Source organism: Bacillus sp. Marseille-P3661 (assembly GCF_900240995.1).
Classification (GTDB): domain Bacteria; phylum Bacillota; class Bacilli; order Bacillales; family Bacillaceae_J; genus OESV01.
Genome location: NZ_LT965955.1, coordinates 331948 through 350902, shown reverse-complemented (window position 1 = coordinate 350902; position 18955 = coordinate 331948). Strand labels below are relative to the sequence as shown.

The following is an 18955-nucleotide window of genomic DNA, read 5'->3' as shown; positions in this document are numbered from 1 at the left end:
TTCACCCCTATCTTCTAACTTTTTGCAGATAGTAATTGACGTTCCATACGGTCTAACTTACCTTTTACACTGCCATCAAAAATTGTATTTCCAATGCGTAGTTTAAGCCCACCAATCAGGCTGTTATCTACAATATTTGTAATTCGTAATTCAGATTTACCAACCTTCTTAGCAAATACATCTGAAAGAGCTTTTTCTTCATCTTGCGTTAACGGGCGGACAGAATACACTTTTGCATCTGCGATACCGCGCGCATTATTCGCTAATACGAAGTACTCTTCCACGATTTCACTTAGAAGATCTTCACGCTTGCGATCGATAAGAAGTAGGATTGTGTTCAATACAGTTGTTGATACACCGCCAAACACTTCTTTGATCATTGTTTTTTTAGATTCATTCGAGATTTTTGGTTGCTTTAAAAGAGTTAGGAATTGAGGATTTTCGGCTAAAACCTTTTCAACAACACGAAGTTCAGCTTCTACTGTTTCCAGTTGATTCTGTTCTTTTGCTAGTTCGAAAAGGGCTACTGCATAGCGATTCGCTACTGCTGTTGAACTCATCGCTGCTCGCCTACCTCTTTGATATATTCATTAATAAGTTTTTCTTGATCTTTTTCACTTAACTCTTTTTCAATCACTTTAGATGCGATTAATACAGATAATGAAGCAACTTGTTCACGTAATGCTGCAACTGCTTGTTCTTTTTCTTGTTGGATCTCTTTAATTGCAGATTCCTTCAAGCGAACTGCTTCAGTACGCGCCGCTTCGATAATATCTTTTTCTTGTTGCTCGCCAATTTTCTTAGCGTTTTCGATTAATTGTTGTGCTTCAACACGAGCTTGCTTTAAAGCTTCAGCTTGGTCTGCAGCAATTCTCTCTGCTTCTTTACGACTCTTTTCAGCTGCCGCTATTTCATTTCCTATATGTTCTTCACGTTGCTTCATGATGCCCATTAATGGACCGAAAGCAAATTTGCGAAGTAATAATAACAAAATTAAAAACATCACTAACTGGAAGACGATATCGCCTGTATTGATTCCAAGTCCGCCGCCAGCTGCTCCCAATACTAATACATTAATTGGTGACACTGTATTCACTCCTTTCCAATACGTGCCCTGCTCGGTATATGATCGTACACTTAATAGTTTACATAAGTTGAAACTAATCGGTTTTACAGGCTGTTTAACCCCTGCCTATCCTTTTATGGCAGGCGGTTGCAGCATGTTAAACCATGATAAAGCAATGGCGAAGGATCTTCAAATGATCTTCGCCATTTAGATCTAAGTCATGATCCTGTTATCAATTGTATTATTTATGCACTTAAAATTATTGTCCCATTACGATAAATGCAACTACTACCGCGATGATTGGAATCGCCTCTACTAACGCAACCCCGATGAACATTGTAGTTTGAAGAGGTCCTTTTAGCTCTGGTTGACGAGCGATCCCTTCAACTGTTCTACTTACGATAAGACCGTTACCAATACCTGCACCTAGTGCAGCTAAACCTATTGCAATTGCTGCTGCTAATAAACCCATTATAAAGTCCTCCTTAGAATTATAATTCTTTATTTGAAATTATTTTTATTTTAATGGTCATGACTCACTTTGTGTGCCATATATACCATCGTTAACATTGTAAAGATAAACGCTTGAATCGCGCCTACGAAAATACTAAATGCTTGCCAAACCATCATCGGTATTGCAGCACCTAAAGCACCTGCAATCCCGCTCGTTGCTAAACCTGCTAGCAATCCCAATAGGATTTCACCAGCAAAAATGTTACCGTATAAACGCAAACCAAGAGTTAATGTGTTAGCAAATTCCTCAATGATTTTTAGCGGAAACATAAAAGACATTGGTTCAAAGAAACCTTTTGTATATGTTTTCACACCATTCATTTTCACACCATAATAGTGTGTTAAACCAACAATCATAACAGCTAGTGTCATTGTGATCGTCGGATCTGCGGTTGGTGATTTCCACCATAAATGATGTTCTTCCCCAACTACAATTGCAAATGGAAGACCTAGCATGTTTGATACAAATATATACATGAGTAGTGTCATTCCTAGTGATAAAAAGCGACCGCCTGTTTGCCAGTCCATTGTGTTTCCAATAATGCCTTTTACAAAGTCCATCACCCATTCCAAAAAGTTTTGAGCACCTGTTGGGCGTAACTGTAATGAACGAGTACATAAGACTGCGATTAAAAATACGATGGCTGATGCAACAGTGACCATTAATACGTTTGATAAATTAAATGTAAGACCAAGAAATTCCACTATAGGAGCACCATGTTCCAACTTATTCACCTCTCTTCCCGAATGAATTACGTTTGGATTGAATAATAAAATCTATCATAATGACGATATAATATGTCATTAAGCCAATAATCACACTTACTAAGTGAAACGTTTCAGGGTATCGCATTGCGATTAGCACTGCTAATACGGAAGATGCCATACGTTGCAGCATACCAAGTGAGCCCATGCGCCTGTTTTCCACAACCGCTTGTCCAAACTTGTTCACCTTTCGATACAGTAGCCACATATTATAGGTACTAGCAACAGCACCTAGTATCAGGCCATTAAAAATAGTCGTATAAGGAGTAAATCCCCATCCTAATACGAATAACACTAAAATGTTGATGATAATTTTCAGGTACCGAGTCAGCATCCCTTTATTTTCAAGCATGTTATTTTCCTTCTCCTAAATAGCGTTGGACAATCTGAATTGTCGCATAAACACCAGCTGCAAGTCCACTAATAAGACCAAGTATTAGGAACAGTGGAAATGTACCCGCTAGTTTATCTAGCCATTTCCCTAGAAAGATACCTACCAGTATCGATCCTACTAGACTACTTGAAATTGCTGACATGATAGCCATTGCCTGTAAGGGTTTTTTTTGCTGATTATCTCCTCGCAAATAAAGCGCTCCTTAGTACTTTATCTCTTATTAATTTTCTGAAAAATATGTACTAAAAGTACCCTCGTTTTACATCCTTTGTAAGCATACAATAGGGTACTTTTAATGTCAATCAATTTTAGGTGAAAATGTTCACAGATACGACATATAACAAAAATTTATAAGTCTCTATCAAGAATTTAAACATTAACTCTCTATTACAATTTCAGTCTCCTGCGATGTTTCTAACCCATTTTGTCTAGCATAAACGATCGCTCGGTAAACACCATCTGGAAATGGAATTTTTTCTCGGTCAATAGTTTGTTCAATATGACCGCGTTTCACATTATGCTGTTGTGTTAACAATCCCTTAAACTGAAGTGTTATCGGGTCAAATAATGCAATTCCGAATTCATCTGCGCCTTCCGGTAAGTAGAACTCATATTTGTAGCGTTCATCATCCTTACGACTGAAACTACTATGCTCGTCGACATCATTCTCTTCTTTTTCAAATGAAAACCCCATTACTCTTGGATGCTTTGGATCACCAATCACAAATAAAAATGGCAGTGCAATGTTGTTATCTTCTGAAATTAGTTCTAAACCTCCATAATATATCCCATTTTTCATAACTGTTGAATCTACCTCTATCCCCACTTTAATTTTCTTTTTTTCCTTCGGTTCTAGATATTGTGAAAAAGGTAGATTCCACTTCAGCCCTTTTTCGAGCTTTGGAATTTCAAACGAAATTTTTTGTGGAGTATCTGATGTATTTTCAACAATTAACGCGATACTTTTATTTACTTTATGCTTGGATGGCTTAATCGAACCAAAAGCTAAGGCACCTGGATAGGCAAGCAGCTTAGTTGAAACCGCGTCGTCTACTTGGATACGACCTGCGCCTTGTTCAAACGGAGAATATTGTTTCCCTTCTTCATTGTACATTTGCTTGGCGGTATTCATTAGTGCAGCTTTAACTTGTTCGGGTGTCCAATCAGGATGCGCTTGTTTAACGAGCGCCGCTGCTCCTGCAACATGTGGCGCAGCCATACTTGTTCCCTGTAAAGCTAAATAGCCGTCCGGCACTGTACTATCAATTTTCACCCCCGGAGCAACTACGTCAGGTTTTATATTCCATGTATGGGTGACTGGCCCGCGTGAGCTAAAGGCCGCTAAACGATCGGTTATTTTGCGCATCTTCGTTGCAAACCATTGGTCGCCTTTTTTTAGATGCTTTACTAACAGCTCACCGTCTTTTTTTGTTAGTGCAACTGCCGGTATGTCGATGTTCTCTTCCAATCCGCCAGGAAAGATACCATCTTCGTTATTGTAAATTAAGACAGCAACCGCACCCTTTTCGTATGCATTTTTCACTTTTTCTGTAAAAGTAATCTCGCCACGCTGAATGACTACAATTTTTCCTCTAGCATCTTTTATCTCGTCCGGATAACCTAGACCTCCGTTCACTAATTGATAGTCTTTCGTTAAATTCCATGGAACAGAACCCTGGAGCGGCTGCAACACAAAAGTATGATCAGGCGCTGCATGGATTGTTCCAAATGGGATTTCAATTGGCGGCGTCGATGCTCCAACAGAGATTGCTTTTTCCGAAGCACCCGGTGAGCCAACCGTCCAAATACCAGGACCTGAGTTCCCATTAGAAGTTACAGCAATCACACCCTTTTCCACAGCCTTATCGAGCGCAATGCTTGTTGGATAATCAGGTCCGTTCACTGAACTACCTAATGATAAATTGATCACATCCATGCCATCTTCTACTGCTTTTTCGATCGCCGCAATAACTTGATCTGAAGTACCAACACCACCTGGGCCTAGTGTACGATACGCATATACTTCTGCATCCGGCGCCACACCTTTTACTTTTCCGTTTGCAGCGATAATCCCGGCAACATGTGTACCATGCAGCGTCGGCTCACCCTGGCTTTTGATTGTTTCCATTGGATCTTCATCATCGTCCACTACATCAAAGCCGCCTTTAAAGTTCCTTTGTAAGTCAGGATGCGTATAATCAACGCCAGTATCAATGACGCCAACTTTTACACCTTTACCTGTTAAGCGCTGATTCTCTTTATCGAACATCCCTCGGATCGTATCGCCACCGATAAACGGCACACTTTCATCTAGTTTAACTTCGTATGTATTAGCAGGATGGATGCTTACTACACCATTGAGATTTTCTAACTGCGAAATCACCTTTTCATTGGCCGTAATCGAAATACCATTAAAAAGTGTGTTAAACTGTTCATTAATTTTAATTCCAGAATATTTTGATTTAATTTCTTCTATTATAGTAGAATCATTTACCTCGACTATATACTTTTGCGGATGTATCGGTGCAGGATCTACTTTAATATTGATATCAACTTTCTGTATTTCAGCAAAACTCGTTATTGGAAAAGTATTACCAAATACTATTATCGAAAAAGCTAGTATTTTTATTGCCTTGTATGTCACAAAAAATACCACCTTTCTGTATTAATGGTGCCTGACCCCCGGTGCGGTGATGCATTAAATTATGTGGGTGGATGTTAACGCCCATTGAATTTGTGTGAATTTATGAATGATATTCATTTCTTTATACTGTGGTATTATTTGCAAATTTGGGATTTTAATGCAAGAAAGGTGGTGGGGTTTGAATATTTTGTAGAGGTTTTAGTTTTGGAAGAGCTTAATTATTATTGCTACTACTCCATCAGACAGCGTTTACTAGCGAAATTCACGCTTTTCACAACATTTGTAACCGGCAGTAGATTCACTTTATCATTTGACTGGACTTTCCCGCTCAAGTTGCACTCGCTATAGCCATACTGGTTAATCTCAATTGACTTGTCGCTCTTGCAGTTTGTAAGCGGAGTTGACAGATTTCTAGTCGGAATGCTGAGTTTATAATCCAAATTCTATGATTTATAAGCGGAGTTTACTCATTTCTAATCCAAATTTTGCAGTTTATAAGCGAAACGGTCGGTTTACGGCATTTATGGAGAGTTCTCATCTTAAGCTCAGATTTTCTTTTAGTGAATGTACTGCTGTTTATTGGTTACAAAATTCGCAACGCAATGAATCTTTCTAGCTAATTGGTGCATTAGCTATCACACTCTACAGCAAAGCGTTGAAATTCACGCTTAACTCAACATTTATAACCGGCAGTAGATTCACTTTATCAGTTGAGCTGGACTCTCCCGCTCAGGTTGTACTTGCTATAGCCGTTCTGCGTCATTCCAGTTTTCGCTTATGCAGTTTGTAAGCGGAGTTCACAGATTTCTAGTCGGAATGCTGAGTTTATAATCCAAATTTCATGATTTATAAGCGGATATTACTCATTTCTAATCCAATTTGGCAGTTTATAAGCGAAACGGTCGGTTTACGGCATTTATGAAGAGTTCTGATCTTAATCTCAGATTTTCTTTTAGTGAATGTACTGCTGTTTATTGGTTATAAAATTCGCCACGCATTGAATCTTTCTAGCTAATTGGTGCATTAGCTATCACACTCTACAGCAAAGCGTTGAAATTCACGCTTTTCACAACATTTATAACCGGCAGTAAATTCACTTTATCATTTGACCGGACTCTCCCGCGCAGGTTGTACTCGCTATAGCCGTTCTGCGTCATTCCAATTGTTTGTTTATGCAGTTTGTAAGCGGAGTTCACAGATTTCTAGTCGGAATACTGAGTTTATAATCCGAATTTCATGACTTCTAAGCGGATTCTACTCATTTCTAATCCAAATTAGCAGTTTATAAGCGAAACGGACGGTTTACGGCATTTATGTGGAGTCCCTATCTTATGACTAACTGCACCAGATAAATTTGCACCAACAGTTGCCGCTCACACAAAAAAGCCCATCCTTGGAAGATGTCTCCAAAAATGAGCCTTACTAAAATCAACCTATATCTATTTAACTGTGAATGGCGCTGGGCGCTCGTCTGTTTGTTTAAAATGATAACGAATAGCTTCAGCAATTCGAGCAGATGCTTTGCCATCTCCATACGGATTAGACGCCTGTGCCATTTTTTCATACGCAGCAGAATCTGTTAACAGCTCTTTCGCTAAGCGGTATACATCTTCTTCCTCTGTTCCTGCAAGCTTCAATGTACCTGCTTCAATACCTTCAGGGCGTTCTGTTGTATCACGCAGCACAAGAACTGGTACACCTAATGAAGGCGCTTCTTCTTGGACGCCGCCCGAATCAGTCAGTATTAAGTATGATCGTGATGCAAAGTTATGGAAGTCAATTACATCAAGCGGTTCAATCAAATGAATCCGCTCATTCCCTCCAAGTATTTCTTGGGCAATTTCTCGCACGGCCGGATTTAAATGGACCGGATATACAACTTGCACATCGTCATGCTCTTCAACAATGCGGCGGATTGCATTGAACATATTGCGCATTGGTTGTCCAAGATTTTCACGGCGATGAGCGGTAACAAGTACTAAGCGGCCTTTGCTTGCGGCTTTTTCAAGCACTTCATTACTATAGTCGTCTTTAACTGTCGTTTTCAGCGCATCAATTGCTGTATTTCCTGTAATGAAAATACTTTCAGGATTTTTATTTTCCTGCACTAAGTTTTCATAGGCTTTATCTGTTGGTGAAAAATGTAGATCGCTAATAACACCAGTTAACTGACGGTTCATTTCTTCAGGAAACGGAGAGTATTTGTTCCACGTTCTTAGCCCCGCCTCGACATGTCCAACTGCAATTTGATTGTAGAATGCTGCCAGACTCGCAATAAAAGTAGTTGTTGTATCACCGTGTACAAGCACGATATCCGGCTGAACTTCCTTCATTACCGCGTCCAAGCCTTCTAGTCCTCTTGTTGTCACATCAATCAATGTTTGGCGATCTTTCATGATGTTTAAGTCATAATCAGGTTTTACATTAAAAATTTGTAAGACTTGATCGAGCATTTGGCGATGCTGCGCTGTTACCGCTACAATGGATTCAAATTGGTCAGAACGCTTTTCTAGTTCAAGTACAAGCGGGCACATTTTAATCGCCTCAGGTCTTGTACCAAAAGTCGTTAACACTTTAATTCGTTTTGACATCGATATTCACTCCAATTATTTTGTACCAAATAGACGGTCGCCTGCATCTCCAAGTCCAGGAATAATATAGCCATGTTCATTTAATTTCTCATCTAAGCCCGCGATATAAATATCTACATCAGGATGTTCTTTTTGAACTTCTTCTACTCCTTCAGGTGCAGCAATTGTACACATTAATTTAATATGCTTGGCACCGCGCTTTTTCAATGATGTGATCGCTTCAACTGCAGATCCACCTGTCGCTAACATCGGATCAACCACGATTAACTCGCGCTCTGCAATATCAGAAGGAAGCTTTACATAATATTCTACCGGCTTTAATGTTTCCGGATCACGGTATAACCCAACATGGCCAACTTTAGCTGCTGGGATTAGCTTTAGAATTCCATCAACCATTCCTAAGCCCGCACGTAAAATAGGAATTACTCCAAGCTTTTTACCAGCAAGAACCTTCGCTTGTGCAGTTGCCACTGGCGTTTCAATCGTTACATCCTCTAGCGGTAAGTCCCGAGTAATTTCATAGGCCATTAAAGTTGCGATTTCATCAACGAGCTCACGAAATTCTTTTGTACCTGTATTTTTATCACGAATAATTGATAATTTATGTTGAATCAACGGATGATCAAACACATGAATTTTTCCCATAAAAAAAATCTCTCCTTTTTCTATTTGAAAAAAAACTATGTTGTCGCTATGCAACCTTAGCTCTTTATCAACGGATTAATAAGCACTAACTTATTATGAGCCATCAATGGAAAATCTTCCATTAACTTGCTGCCACGTACCAACAAACCTATGTAATCTGACATTTAACGCATTTTTGCGACAATGTTAAGTGCTTGGTATAACTATAGTGATAGTGTTCGTTTTTTCAAAAAATATAAACGTGGTGCTTATAAAGTTATACCTAAATGTTTTTCTAATAAATTGTATAAGAAAAGTATAGTACATACAAGCTTAAAAAGGAAAACTCCACTATTATGTCAAACCTTTAATGCAGGTAATCCAGCACTGCCAAGGGATCTCACTATTTTAGCACCTGCAAAAAATGTCGAAAGTGCGGAGTTGCTGTTAGCTATAAAACTAAAATTGTATTGAATGTATCCAACTCCAACTACTTTTTTAAAACCTCCCTCAAACAAAAAAGAGAAGACAGCATACGATATCTTCCCCGTTAAATACGATTCAATTAAAGATTTGGATATAAAGGAACCTTCTTCGATAACGTTTCTACACGTTTTGCAGCTTCTTGTAATTTTTCCTCATCTTCAGTGTTCTTTAATGTTAACGCGATGATTGCTGCAATTTCATCCATTTCTTCTAATCCAAAACCACGGCTTGTAACAGCAGCAGTACCGATACGTACACCACTTGTCACAAATGGGCTTTCTGGATCGAATGGAATTGTGTTTTTATTAGCTGTAATGCCAACATCATCTAATGCTTTTTCAGCTACTTTACCTGTTAAACCAAGGCTGCGAACATCAATTAATAATAAATGGTTATCCGTTCCGCCAGATACTAATGTGATGCCTTCTTTTTGAAGTGCTTCGCCAAGGCGCTTTGCATTGTTCACGATATTTTGTGCATATTCTTTAAAGCTGTCTTGAAGTGCTTCACCGAATGCAACTGCTTTTGCAGAAATCACGTGCATTAATGGACCACCTTGAATACCAGGGAAGATTGCTTTGTCAATTTTCTTCGCGAATTCTTCGTTATTCGTTAAGATCATACCGCCGCGAGGTCCACGTAATGTTTTATGTGTAGTTGTTGTTACGAAATCAGCATATGGTACTGGGTTTGGATGTAAGCCTGCCGCTACAAGTCCAGCAATATGTGCCATATCAACCATTAAGTATGCGCCCACTTCATCCGCAATTTCACGGAACTTCGCAAAATCAATTTCGCGCGGATATGCACTAGCACCTGCAACGATTAACTTTGGCTTATGTTCTTTTGCTTTTGCTAACACATCATCATAATCAATGCGGTGTGAATCCTTGTCCACTCCGTACGCTACGAAATTGTACTGAACACCACTGAAGTTAACTGGACTTCCGTGTGTTAAGTGTCCGCCGTGTGATAAATCCATTCCTAGTACAGTGTCGCCCGTTTCTAGAATTGTAAAATAAACAGCCATATTTGCTTGTGCACCAGAATGCGGTTGAACGTTCGCAAATTGTGCTCCAAAGATTTTCTTCGCGCGGTCTCTAGCTAAATCTTCAACTACATCGACATATTCACAACCGCCATAATAACGGCGTCCTGGATAGCCTTCTGCATACTTATTCGTTAAAACCGAACCTTGTGCTTCCATTACCGCTTCACTAACAAAGTTTTCAGAAGCAATTAATTCAATTTTGTCACGTTGACGTCCTAATTCTTGTTGGATCGCCTTAAAAACTTCTTGGTCTTGAGCTTGTACGTGTTTCATATTGATCCCCCTACTTTTATTAAATTATTGTTATAAAATACAACTAATTTCCGAATGTTTTTTTGTCACAACCATTGTAACATATGTCTTTAGAAAAACACTACAATAATTTTATTATTTACAAGATTTGTTGGATTCAGTATCGAAATAAACGGCGCGTTCCCCGCCAATTAATTTAGGTCTTGTTCTTGCAATCGTAACATGTGCTTGTCCGATGGTTTTCACACTACTCCTCACCGGAACCGCCACATGCTTAAGATGCATGCCAATAAATGTATCCCCAATGTCGATACCTGCGTCCGCTTTTATATATTCTACCATAACTGGATTTTTAAACCTCTTATATGCATACGTAGCCATTGCACCACCTGCTTTTCTTACTGGCACTACCGAAACGATTTCTAGTTGCCTAGTAATTGCCGTCTCGCTTTCAACAACTAATGCACGGTTTAAATGTTCACAACATTGAAAAGCAAGCGCTACACCCGCTTCCTTCTGAAATTGCTGCAGTGTTTCAAATATGGTTTCCGCTACTTCCTCCGTACCAGCCGTCCCAATGCGTTCGCCAATCACTTCACTCGTGCTGCAGCCAACAACGAGGATTTGACCTTGTGTGAGAGACGCCGCGGCCTGAAGGTCATCCAAAACGGTACGTAGTTGTGTTCGTAGCAGAGCTAACTCTACCTTCATAGTGATTCTCTTCCTTTCTGTTTCAAGTGAGTTTTTGTTAGCTGTTTTATATGTATATTAAAAACTAATTAAATTTTTACGGACATGTAGGCCGTTATTTGTGTTTGGTAAAAGTACGATTTGTGGCTACATTAGTTTTTTTGAAAAATTAATGCTTTTTATTGTGTTACAAGGCACTGCGTCGAGCCTGTGGCCTATTTTTCCGGACACCAGGGCCGTTATTTGTGGCAATTGCCCGGGTGTCGTGCCTGCGGCAATTTAGCTGGAGATTAATGCCGTTGATTGCGTTCGAATCACCACGGTGTCGCATCTGCGCCAATTTTACCGGACATCAAGGCCGTTATATTAGCCTAATAAGCTGTTTTTAAAAGTTTCACGGACATATAATACGCTATTTCATCGATTTGACCACAATTTATGGTGTTTTTCGCTAAATAGCGAACTTAATGTCCGGTAAACTTCAAAAAAGTATCATTTTAGTGTATATAAGGGATTATATGTCCGCTAAATGACCAATCAGTTGTGCGCCTTTAAACTTGTACTAATTCATATGCCAAAGGATATTGCTGGGCCTAGCCCAATTCTATAACGGACACCAGGGTCGTTATTTAATGGCAATTACCCGGGTTTCCCGCCCCAATTTAGTCCATTGATTGCGTTAAAATCACGGTGTCGCATCTGCGCCAATTTTACCGGACATCAAGGCCGTTATATTAGCCTAATAAGCTGTTTTTAAAAGTTTCACGGACATATAATACGCTATTTCATCAAATTGACCACAATTTATGGTGTTTTTCGCTAAATAGCGAACTTAATGTCCGGTAAACTTCAAAAAAGTATCATTTTAGTGTATATAAGGGATTATATGTCCGCTAAAACTACCAATCATTTGTTGTACATCACAACTTGTACTATTACATATTCCAAACGGTTATTGCTAGGCCCAGTCCAATACTTCACGGTCGCACGCGCATTATTTGTGGCAAAATCTCGGGTTTCCCGCCCCAATTTAGTCCATTGATTGCGTTAAAATCACGGTGTCGCATCTGCGCCAATTTTACCGGACATCAAGGCCGTTATATTAGCCTAATATGCTGTTTTTAAAAGTTTCACGGACATATAATACGCTATTTCATCGATTTAACCACAATTTATGGTGTTTTTCGCTAAATAGCGAACTTAATGTCCGGTAAACTTCAAAAAAGTATCGTTTTAGTGTATATAAGGGATTATATGTCCGCTAAACGACCACTCATTTTTGTTGCACCTTAAGAAGTTTAATTTTGGTGTAAGTTAGGGATCCTTTGTCCGCTAAAACGACCACTCATTTTGTTGCACCTTAAAAGTTTGAATAAGGTGCAATTAAGGAATCAGATGTCCGCCAAAAATGACCAAGTTTTAAACGATATCCGCTAAACAGGCAACCGCACTCAAAATGACCATCACATACCTATAAACCGCAGCATTCTTACATAGAATAAACCTTCAATGTCTCCTTATGTATAAAGAAACGGCGGGTACAATATTGCACACCGCCTCTTTCACACTTATTATATCTATTTTGACTCGTAATCGGCAATTTTTCCGATACGATTTGCATGGCGGCCGCCTTGAAATTCGGTCGTTAACCATGCTTTGGCCACTTCACGGGCTGCTCCTGGTCCAATCACGCGCTCACCCATTGCAAGGATATTGCTGTCATTGTGTTCACGTGTTGCCTTAGCACTGAAAACATCATGCGCTAACGCACAACGGATGCCTTTTACTTTATTTGCTGCAATTGACATTCCAATGCCTGTGCCGCAAATTAAAATTCCGCGATCGACTTCACCGTTAACTACCTTTTCGGCAACTGGGAACGCATAATCCGGATAATCAACAGAATCCGAACAATTACAGCCTACATCTTCGTATTGTATGCCTAATTCATCCATTAAATTTTTGATTTCTTCTTTAATATTAAGGCCACCATGATCTGAGCCAATTGCTACTTTCATATTACTTTCCTCCTGTTGTAAACTTTTGAATGGTTTGCTTTAATGCTTGTGCTTGCTGGGATAATTGCGCGGCGATCGACGCCACATCGTCAATCATCGCTGTTTGCTCTTGAGTGCCCGCTGATACTTCTTCTGCTCCTGCAGATGTTTCTTCCGCGATTGCTGCAACTTCCTGCGCTTCAATTGAAGTGACTTTTATTAAGTCCATCTGTTTTTCAGCTAGTGCGGCAATTTCTTTGATTGCTTGCTCCATTTGATAAACAGATTGCGTCATTTCTTCGATAGAATCGTTCGTTTTACTGCCTTTTTCAGCTTCGTTGTTTGCTGATTCCACTTGCGCTAACATTTGTTGCACTACATTTTTCACTTCAAGCTGAATGTTTTCTACTAAATCTGAGATGCCTTGAACAGCTTGTCCACTTTGGTCTGCTAGCTGACGAACTTCCTCTGCTACAACTGCAAAGCCACGGCCATGGTCACCGGCACGCGCTGCTTCGATTGACGCATTAAGCGCCAAAAGATTAGTTTGCCCTGCAATATCGCCAACAAGTGAAATGATGTTTTCAATTTCTTTTGCATTTTTCTCAAGTCGTTTTACGACGATTAACGACGCTTGATTATCATTTGCAAGCTTTTCAATTCCACCAACAAGCGAATGAATCACTTCTTTGCTACTCTTTAATGATTGTACCATTTCATTTGAGATTTTTTGCGAATTACCTGTATGATTTAAAACTTCTTCTGCAATCCGTGTAACCGAATCAATCGATTCTACAGTCGACGTGACCGCCAATGCTGAGCGCTCAGCTCCATATGCAATATCTTCAATTGTTTTTGAAATGTTTTCAGCTTGCATAGCTGCTATTGAAGACGATTTCGAGATAGAATCTACGTTTTTGTTTGTACTTTCAAAGTTTTCCTCGATATTATTAACCATTGTTCGTAAACTTTTTAACATATTATTAAACGCTAGTCCTAATGAACGAATTTCATCATCTGATTTTGAAACTTTTACTTCCACATCAATTTGACCATCGGCTGCTTTATTTACAGCCTCTTCTAATCGTTGCAGCGGGTTCGTGATAAATCTTGCGGCAAAAAAAGCTAGAATTGCTGACCATATAATCCCTAATGTTAAGGTAATAATTGTGAAAAGCTGTTCCCCGATGATAAGTGAATCTTTTACCATATCGTATATAAAGTAAATAAATAATCCACTTGTACTATACGTAATGATAGATAATATCGTTGTAAACACGACAAGTTTCCATTGCAAGCTAAATTTGTGTTTCGTTTTCACGTAGTTCCTCCTCGATGGATCCATCTCTCTTTTTATTTTTTATGAGATTTGCAGTCAGGAGCCGCGATGGAAAATTTTAGCGGGGGTATATTCCCCTATTCGCGTCAAAAGAGTGCCCTGTCATAGCTAATTACGGACAATTTTTCCTTTTTATAAAAAAAAATAAATACTATAATTTTTCGATAAGCTCTGCAATGATTTCATCTAACTCCTGATAAATCTCGCGGTAGTCGTCTAAACTTCCTCCAAAGGGATCTGAGATATCGTGATCTTTATTTCGGACATATTCATTTAAGCTATAAACTTTATCGAGCGCTTTCGGAAAATGCTGTTGGACCATGTGTTTATGTCCAGCTGTCATCGTTAAAATTAAGTCGGACCATTGTATTAGATCATTTGTGAGCAGCTTAGACTTGTGGTTGATTGGAATCTCTTGATCTGTTAATACTTTTATCGAGTGCGCCGCAGCCGGACTGCCATCTGTTGCAAATACACCGGCAGATTTGACATTATATTTGCTGTTGGCGCGGTGTCTAAAAATCGCTTCTGCCATTGGACTGCGACATGTATTACCTGTGCAAACAAAAAGGATATTATGCATAGCCTCTCTCCTTCTATCATTATTTATTGAAAAGGGTAACACTTTTGTTACCACGAATTATTTATTTTTGTCTGTATAAAAGAAAACTAATTATAGTATAAATCAAACTTGTATACTCTAATATAGTTTAACTATAAATTGTCGAAAATTTTTCGGTTTTAAACCCCGGCGCTACGTATAAAAAAACAGATCGATACGCCACCTAGTATCGACCTGTTTTTGATTTTTATGATTAAATCGGGAGTAATAATTTTAAGCCAAACACTAGTAAAATGCTGCCACCAAGCGCTTCGCTATATGATCCAAGCCAATGCTGCGCTTTTCTGGCTAAAAGCAGGCCCAACCATGTTAGGATCATACTAAAAAAGCCAAACAGGAAGATTGTTAATGCCATTTTTACTCCAAAAATCCCCAAGCTTAAGCCTACTGAAAAGCTATCCAGACTTACACTTAGTGCAAATAGTATGAGTCCAAAACCAACAGGTGTGACTAGTAGCTGTTCATCGTCTCTAAAAGATGAAATAATCATTTGTAAGCCTAATAGCAATAACAGTGCGCCACCAATGTAAGCCGCAATGCCACTGAAATGTACGGAAATATATTTTCCAATCCAAATTCCCATTAATGGCATTACCACATGGAAAATTCCAATTATAATTCCAATTTTAAAAATTTGTCTGAGACGTAAGCGGATCATTCCCATACCTAACCCTAATGAAAAGGCGTCCATACCAAGAGCAATTGCCATAATCACTAGTGTAATCAATTCTCCCATTAATGCTGATAATCCCATTGTTCTTCCCCCTTGGACGTGCTTATATAACATATGCTCATCCAAAAAGATTTAGAATTTATTTTACATATGTATTGATAGTTTTATAAATAATCTACACTATCATTTCTGAAGAACTTTATGGCAAGTTAGTTTCAAGAATCGAATAAATTTGTCGAGATAATCTAAGGCTGTTTTTCGATTATTTTTAATAAAAATGAGGTTGAAGACTTTATCATCCAAAAACTAAGGGGGCTCAAACATGTATTTAAAAATAACAAAGGTGCGGATGGAACCGAATAGCAGGCAAATCGCCGAAGAAATAGGGGATTATTTTAAGAAGATTTTTGTTAAGCAACAAGGTTTTGTGAATGTTTACTTTGGAGCAGATGATAATAAAGGCGAGTATACATCTGTTTCGTTGTGGAAAACGAAGGAAGACTCCGATGCTGTTGCTCAGCATGTGTTTCCAGTTATTCAAAAGGAATTTGGTCAATATGTTAAAGGAGCGCAAACAGAAGCGTTTGAAGTTGTGGATATTTAATTTAGTTCATCGAATAAAGAAGTCGATTCCCTGGTCATTCGCTTATTACGAAATGATGACTATGTGGAGAAAATGGGGAAATTTTTTTCGCCGGAACTGGCGGGAATTAAAGTGGCCTTCGCAAGAAAGCCACTTTTTAATCCCTATTGCTGTGCCCATGAACAACCCTTTATAGACGAACCACCAGCACGCATTCCTTTATTGATCGAGGTTTCACCTTATCATTTGACCTGATGCAGCTTTGGACAGCCGGTTCATGAGCGCTTCACCGACACCCTCACGTGGAAAAGCCTCACTAAAAATGACATCGACACTGCGCTCGTCGAACATTCTTAACGTGTCATATAATTTTTGAGCAACCGTATGTAAGTCTTCACGATATCCACATGCTATGACAACATCAGCATCATATTGCTGTTGATTTTCCTCTGTTGTTAACACGCCAACCTTTTTGCCAGCACTTTTTTCTTTATCCACAAAGCTTTGTAAAAATTGTGGAGTACCTTCAATAATCGTTAACGGCGCTTCGGGAGCATAGTGTGTATACTTCATTCCTGGGGACTTTGGAGCCTGATCCTCGGCCAATAGTGCGGCATCAACAGCTACTTGTCCAACTACCTCTTCTAGCTGCTCCTTTGTCACACCGCCGGGCCGTAGAATCATCGGTGGATTTTGAGTACAGTCGATCACCGTGGACTCTAAACCAATTCCTGTTGAACCGCCATCTAAAACTCCCGCAATTCTCCCATGAAGGTCATGAAGAACATGCTCCGCTTTAGTTGGACTAGGCCGCCCTGACAAGTTCGCGCTTGGTGCGGCCAATGGCAGTTTGGCACTTTCAATTAACGCTAACGCTACAGGATGATCCGGCATCCTAATGGCTACAGTGGATAAACCCGCTGTTACTTTTTCTGAAACAATGCCTTTATCTTTAAAAATAATTGTGAGCGGCCCTGGCCAAAAAGCATTTATCAACAGTTCTGCTTGTTCAGGAATGTCTGAAACAAGTTCATTTAATTGATTTTGATTTGATATGTGGACAATTAGTGGATTGTCGCTCGGGCGTCCTTTCGCTTCATAAATCTTGCTAATTGCTTGATCTGACAAGGCATTTGCCCCTAATCCATATACAGTTTCAGTTGGAAAAGCTACTACTTCGTCGTCAGTTATCCACAGGGCGGCCGCTTTAACTTGTGGATTACTTGTTAATTGTTCCTTTTCTTTATCCACAATCCAATGCTTTGTGTCTTTATCTGCCATTTAGTATCCCTCTCTCTATAAATACACTATTTTAACGCATTTTCCATCATATATATTAAAAGGATATAAACAACATTATCCACATAATGTGGATAAAAAGCATAATTTTGTGGATAAGATTGTTGATTTTTTAGAAAACTGTGAAAAACCTTTATAAAATAATTACGTTCAATTTAAAAACTGCATTTCATAATGACTGGGTTTTCATCCACAATGTTTTTATAATGCTCAAATTCGTTTAAATCCTCAACATGTGTTTCCTCTACTTTTTCGAAACCAATAAACTTGAAGAAATCTACAGACGATTGTTGCTGTGTGCACAAATACAGTGTTTCAACGCCTTGCTTTTTAGAAAACTCGAACGCCGCCTTCATTAATTCTAGTATAAAAAACTGATCTGATTGCTTTGTTAGCACTAGCGAGCGTAGCAATCCACTTGAGTTTTGAAATTCAAAGCCCACGACAGCTGTTAATACGCCATCTTTATCTTCCATGATCAAAAAGTTATCCACATTATCCACAATACCTTCTGTTTGCAATCCTGCTTGTCCTACAATTTGCTCCATTTTATCAACATCTGCTAGTGTTGCTTTACGAATAACTTTCATTTCTATCTCCTGCCTTTCTATCATTGCACTTTTTACAACCTATGCTAGACTGGCAGGATTGATGACGTTAACCTATTAATTTTTTAAAGAATTCTACTAAAAATGATTTCACTTCAACTTTTTCTGCTGAAGTTTCAACCGCTGTATACTCTTTGTCAGTAGTCTTGGATTTTTCTTTTTCTTCTTTACTAGACTTTTCTGAGTCATCCTGTTTCTCTTCTTCTTCGTCATGATCTAAAACTGCATCACCGTTTGAGAAATCTAAGAAACATAGCGGCGGGAATAACACGCACCACCAGTTGGCACCTTGACCTTCACCTAATGTTATTAAAATAGCCTCATACTCACCAGCTGGATAAATAAAATTGCCATAAATTTTCGTCGGAAAGCTTACATTACGATTGAACTGAACATTCACTTCTTGATTAATGCCCGCTTGCTCTAAATGCTCACTTGCAATTTCCTCAACCTCTGAAATACGGCTCTCAATTAAATCACGAGCATCTTCAATGGATGTAAGCTCTTCAACCCATGTAGTAATCTCAGCATTAACCGCATCTCTTATGTCTCGCTTTAATTCCTGATCCGCAGGTGAGTCACTATTTGCTAAAATTCGTAGGCGAATCGCCTCATCCGGTATAACAACCGGTCCACCCGCTTCAACTATTGCTCTATCATAAAATTGAATTAAATTAGCCCCAATTATTAATAATGTCATAAAAATGATTGCATGTGTTTTCATCATTTTTTATCCACCGTCCTCTCACTAAAACAGT

General features: G+C 39.0%; 19 protein-coding genes. 1 reads left to right on the top strand and 18 read right to left on the bottom strand.

The window, feature by feature from the left end; translation table 11 throughout:
- Positions 1 to 14: 14 nt before the first annotated feature.
- From C1724_RS18555 to C1724_RS18485, 15 genes are all read right to left on the bottom strand, one after another.
- Positions 15 to 560: a F0F1 ATP synthase subunit delta gene (locus C1724_RS18555; RefSeq protein WP_102348243.1), complete on the bottom strand. Its 546-nt coding sequence runs from the start codon at positions 558 to 560 to the stop codon at positions 15 to 17.
- Positions 557 to 1087 (bottom strand): F0F1 ATP synthase subunit B, encoded by a 531-nt coding sequence (gene atpF, locus C1724_RS18550; protein WP_258000455.1) that lies wholly within the window; start codon positions 1085 to 1087, stop codon positions 557 to 559. Before atpF ends, C1724_RS18555 begins: the two co-directional genes overlap by 4 nt.
- Before the next feature lie 238 nt (positions 1088 to 1325).
- Positions 1326 to 1538: a F0F1 ATP synthase subunit C gene (gene atpE, locus C1724_RS18545; protein WP_102348241.1), complete on the bottom strand. Its 213-nt coding sequence runs from the start codon at positions 1536 to 1538 to the stop codon at positions 1326 to 1328.
- 50 nt (positions 1539 to 1588) lie between these two features.
- The gene (gene atpB, locus C1724_RS18540) at positions 1589 to 2305 is read right to left on the bottom strand and encodes a F0F1 ATP synthase subunit A (RefSeq protein WP_102348240.1); all 717 of its coding nucleotides are present in this window, start codon (positions 2303 to 2305) and stop codon (positions 1589 to 1591) included.
- 1 nt (position 2306) lies between these two features.
- The gene (locus C1724_RS18535; protein WP_102348239.1) at positions 2307 to 2696 is read right to left on the bottom strand and encodes an ATP synthase subunit I; all 390 of its coding nucleotides are present in this window, start codon (positions 2694 to 2696) and stop codon (positions 2307 to 2309) included.
- A gap of 1 nt (position 2697) precedes the next feature.
- On the bottom strand, positions 2698 to 2889 hold the full coding sequence (locus tag C1724_RS18530; protein WP_102348371.1) for an AtpZ/AtpI family protein: 192 nt from the start codon (positions 2887 to 2889) through the stop codon (positions 2698 to 2700).
- Positions 2890 to 3114: 225 nt separating this feature from the next.
- Positions 3115 to 5382, bottom strand: coding sequence for a S8 family serine peptidase (locus C1724_RS18525; RefSeq protein ID WP_308410512.1), 2268 nt, complete (start codon positions 5380 to 5382; stop codon positions 3115 to 3117).
- A gap of 1439 nt (positions 5383 to 6821) precedes the next feature.
- A complete protein-coding gene (gene wecB / locus C1724_RS18520) occupies positions 6822 to 7973 on the bottom strand; it encodes a non-hydrolyzing UDP-N-acetylglucosamine 2-epimerase (RefSeq protein ID WP_102348237.1) in 1152 nt (383 codons plus the stop codon).
- 15 nt (positions 7974 to 7988) lie between these two features.
- Positions 7989 to 8618, bottom strand: coding sequence for a uracil phosphoribosyltransferase (upp, locus tag C1724_RS18515; protein ID WP_102348236.1), 630 nt, complete (start codon positions 8616 to 8618; stop codon positions 7989 to 7991).
- Between the two features lie 544 nt (positions 8619 to 9162).
- Positions 9163 to 10407 (bottom strand): serine hydroxymethyltransferase, encoded by a 1245-nt coding sequence (gene glyA / locus C1724_RS18510; protein ID WP_102348235.1) that lies wholly within the window; start codon positions 10405 to 10407, stop codon positions 9163 to 9165.
- Between the two features lie 114 nt (positions 10408 to 10521).
- Positions 10522 to 11097 (bottom strand): TIGR01440 family protein, encoded by a 576-nt coding sequence (locus tag C1724_RS18505; protein ID WP_102348234.1) that lies wholly within the window; start codon positions 11095 to 11097, stop codon positions 10522 to 10524.
- 1556 nt (positions 11098 to 12653) lie between these two features.
- Positions 12654 to 13094, bottom strand: a complete 441-nt coding sequence (rpiB, locus tag C1724_RS18500) for a ribose 5-phosphate isomerase B (protein ID WP_102348233.1) — start codon at positions 13092 to 13094, stop codon at positions 12654 to 12656.
- Position 13095: 1 nt separating this feature from the next.
- Positions 13096 to 14418 carry a methyl-accepting chemotaxis protein gene (locus tag C1724_RS18495; protein ID WP_102348232.1) on the bottom strand — a complete coding sequence of 441 codons (1323 nt, stop codon included), beginning with the start codon at positions 14416 to 14418 and terminating at the stop codon, positions 13096 to 13098.
- A gap of 145 nt (positions 14419 to 14563) precedes the next feature.
- Positions 14564 to 14995 carry a low molecular weight protein arginine phosphatase gene (locus C1724_RS18490; RefSeq protein ID WP_102348231.1) on the bottom strand — a complete coding sequence of 144 codons (432 nt, stop codon included), beginning with the start codon at positions 14993 to 14995 and terminating at the stop codon, positions 14564 to 14566.
- Between the two features lie 232 nt (positions 14996 to 15227).
- Complete coding sequence (locus tag C1724_RS18485) at positions 15228 to 15788, bottom strand: manganese efflux pump MntP (RefSeq protein ID WP_102348230.1); 561 nt, start codon at positions 15786 to 15788, stop codon at positions 15228 to 15230.
- Positions 15789 to 16029: 241 nt separating this feature from the next.
- Here C1724_RS18485 and C1724_RS18480 point away from each other — a divergent pair, with 241 nt between their 5' ends.
- Positions 16030 to 16311, top strand: coding sequence for a hypothetical protein (locus C1724_RS18480; RefSeq protein ID WP_102348229.1), 282 nt, complete (start codon positions 16030 to 16032; stop codon positions 16309 to 16311).
- Positions 16312 to 16524: 213 nt separating this feature from the next.
- Here the strand turns inward: C1724_RS18480 and C1724_RS18475 are convergent, their stop codons facing one another.
- The 3 genes from C1724_RS18475 to spoIIR all read right to left on the bottom strand — a co-directional run bounded on the left by C1724_RS18475 (position 16525) and on the right by spoIIR (position 18924).
- Complete coding sequence (locus C1724_RS18475; RefSeq protein ID WP_102348228.1) at positions 16525 to 17571, bottom strand: L-threonylcarbamoyladenylate synthase; 1047 nt, start codon at positions 17569 to 17571, stop codon at positions 16525 to 16527.
- 173 nt (positions 17572 to 17744) lie between these two features.
- Positions 17745 to 18179 carry a GNAT family N-acetyltransferase gene (locus C1724_RS18470; RefSeq protein ID WP_102348227.1) on the bottom strand — a complete coding sequence of 145 codons (435 nt, stop codon included), beginning with the start codon at positions 18177 to 18179 and terminating at the stop codon, positions 17745 to 17747.
- A gap of 67 nt (positions 18180 to 18246) precedes the next feature.
- A complete protein-coding gene (gene spoIIR, locus C1724_RS18465; RefSeq protein WP_102348226.1) occupies positions 18247 to 18924 on the bottom strand; it encodes a stage II sporulation protein R in 678 nt (225 codons plus the stop codon).
- Positions 18925 to 18955 lie beyond the last annotated feature (31 nt).